Raw genomic sequence first — 1,843 nt, 5'->3', positions numbered from 1 at the left:
CGCCGCCGAACGCCGCGCCAGCCTGTTACTGGTCGGGCAGTCACGGATGCGCTGGCGTCGGCGCCTGTTCGGCGGTGGCTTGGCCGCGCGCTTGTTGCGCAATGCCCGCGGCTTGGAAATCAACGTGCTGGACAGCGACGACATCCCCGCGCCGCCACGCTTGCCGGATGTGCGCGGGCTGGTCTGGTTCGACTACGGCCTGGCGGTGGTGGCGACCATCATCGCCGCCGCGTTGGCCTGGGCGGTGGCCAGTGTGCTGCCGTTGCCGAACATCTCGTTGGTGTTCCTTGCTGCCGTGTTGCTGGTGGCGGTGCGCAGCAGCCTGGGCCCGTCCCTGGTGTGTGCGGCGCTGTCGTTCCTGACCTACGATTTTTTGTTTATTCCGCCGAATTTCTCCTTCGCCATCCAGCGCGAAGAGGACGTGTTGACCCTGTTGTTCTTCCTGTTGATGGCCGCCTTGACCGGCAACCTTGCCGCACGGCAGCGCCGGCAATTGCAGGCACTGCGCGATACCCAGGAAGAAACCAGCGAACTGCTCGACCTGTCGCGCAAACTCACGGCGGCCACCGACCGCCAGGCCGTTATCAGCGCGGCGGCTCATCACCTTGAGGGGTGGAGTGACCTGGAGCTGTGCCTGGTCAACCGTGACGGCCAGGGCGGCTGGAAGGTCGAGACCGGCGCCGCACTGAACCTCACCGAAGCCGAGCGTGCCGCTGCCGATTGGGCGTGGCAACACGATCAACCAGCCGGCATGGGCACCGGCACCTTGCCGTTCGGGCGTTGGTGGTGGTGGCCGTTGTCGGGCGAGGAGGGGCCGCTGGGCTTGCTCGGGGTCAGCCCCAAACCGGGGCTGGAGTTGAGCGGTCAGCGTCGTCGTTTGCTCACGGCGTTGAGCCAACCGCTGGCCCAGGCACTGGCCCGGGCGCAGCTGGCGCAGGAGCTGGAGTCTGCGCGCCTGCACGGTGAAACCGAGCAACTGCGCAGCGCCTTGCTCGCCTCGGTGTCCCATGATTTGCGCACGCCGCTGACGGCCATGCGCGGCAGCATCGACAGCCTGCTGGCCCTCGGCGAGGCCATTCCGCTGGAGGATCGCCGCGAACTGCTGGAAGGCACCCGCGATGAAGCCGAGCGCCTTGATCGCTACATCCAGAACCTGCTGGACATGACGCGCCTGGGCCACGGCGCCCTGAAACTGGCACGGGACTGGGTCTCTCCGGGTGACATCGTGGGCAGTGCACTCGGCCGTTTGCGCGCCGTGCTGGCGCCCTTGCGGGTGAAGGCCGATGTGCCCGTGGCGTTGCCGCTGCTGTACGTGCACGCGGCGCTGATCGAGCAAGCCTTGGTCAATGTGCTGGAAAACGCGGCACGCTTTTCACCCGCCCAGGGCCGCCTGGAGGTAAGCGCCGGGGTGGCCGATGATCAGCTGTTTTTCGCGGTGGCCGATGAGGGGCCGGGTATTCCTGAAGACGAGCGCGCGAAGATTTTCGACATGTTCTACACCGCCGCCCGGGGTGACCGGGGCGGGCAGGGTACCGGCCTCGGCTTGGCCATTTGCCAGGGCATGGTCGGTGCCCACGGCGGGCATATCAGCGTGGCTGATGGCATTGAGGGCCGGGGCACTTGCATCACCTTGTTCCTGCCACTGCCAACCCAGCCTGGCCTGGAGCGCGAGGCATGAGCTACCCTGTTTTCTTCACGGATTTTGATTGGACACCATGAGCCAGACCGCAACGATTTTGGTCATTGATGACGAGCCGCAGATCCGCAAATTCCTGCGCATCAGCCTGGCCTCCCAGGGCTACAAGGTGATCGAGGCTGGCACCGGCAACGAAGGCCTGGCGCA

At 66.2% G+C, this 1,843-nt stretch carries 1 protein-coding gene and 1 pseudogene; both read left to right on the top strand.

From position 1 onward, the window contains the following. On the top strand, positions 1-1,678 hold a 1,678-nt coding region (locus HX803_RS31510; RefSeq protein ID WP_178925982.1), incomplete at its 5' end, for a DUF4118 domain-containing protein. Between the two features lie 37 nt (positions 1,679-1,715). Then, positions 1,716-1,843, top strand: a pseudogene (locus HX803_RS31505) (DNA-binding response regulator); the annotation flags it as partial.

Source organism: Pseudomonas sp. P7548, assembly GCF_013386585.1.
Lineage (GTDB): Bacteria > Pseudomonadota > Gammaproteobacteria > Pseudomonadales > Pseudomonadaceae > Aquipseudomonas.
Note: the sequence above shows the minus strand (reverse complement) of the source record. Positions and strands in the feature narration are given on the sequence as shown.